The 520-nt window shown below is 53.5% G+C and carries 5 tRNA genes; all 5 read right to left on the bottom strand.

Annotation, left to right across the window (positions count from 1 at the left end):
- Window positions 1-75 (bottom strand) — tRNA-Gly (locus PLX19_RS25975).
- Window positions 76-104: 29 nt separating this feature from the next.
- Window positions 105-185 (bottom strand) — tRNA-Leu (locus PLX19_RS25980).
- 16 nt (window positions 186-201) lie between these two features.
- Window positions 202-277: transfer RNA gene (locus PLX19_RS25985), tRNA-His, on the bottom strand.
- A gap of 8 nt (window positions 278-285) precedes the next feature.
- Window positions 286-361: transfer RNA gene (locus PLX19_RS25990), tRNA-Thr, on the bottom strand.
- Between the two features lie 7 nt (window positions 362-368).
- Window positions 369-444 (bottom strand) — tRNA-Val (locus tag PLX19_RS25995).
- Between the last annotated feature and the right edge of the window lie 76 nt (window positions 445-520).

Consider the following 520-nt stretch of genomic DNA (forward strand, 5'->3'; position numbering starts at 1 on the left):
TGGAGCGGAAGACGGGATTCGAACCCGCGACCCCAACCTTGGCAAGGTTGTATTCTACCACTGAACTACTTCCGCAAGACATGTATGAGTTATTTTACTGAAAGTGCGGGTGAAGGGAGTCGAACCCCCACGCCAAAGGCGCCAGATCCTAAGTCTGGTGCGTCTGCCAATTCCGCCACACCCGCATATTATTTTTAAAAATGGGGCGACTGATGGGAATCGAACCCACGAGTGTCGGAGCCACAATCCGATGCGTTAACCACTTCGCCACAGCCGCCATAATCCTGGTGCCGGCTAGAGGACTTGAACCCCCAACCTACTGATTACAAGTCAGTTGCTCTACCAATTGAGCTAAGCCGGCATTTATATGGTGGAGGATGACGGGATCGAACCGCCGACCCCCTGCTTGTAAGGCAGGTGCTCTCCCAGCTGAGCTAATCCTCCATTTGCCTGGCAACGTCCTACTCTCACAGGGACAAAGTCCCAACTACCATCGGCGCTAGAGAGCTTAACTTCCGTG

This window comes from Bacillus sp. BP-3, assembly GCF_028401955.1.
Taxonomy (GTDB): domain Bacteria; phylum Bacillota; class Bacilli; order Bacillales; family Bacillaceae_G; genus Bacillus_A.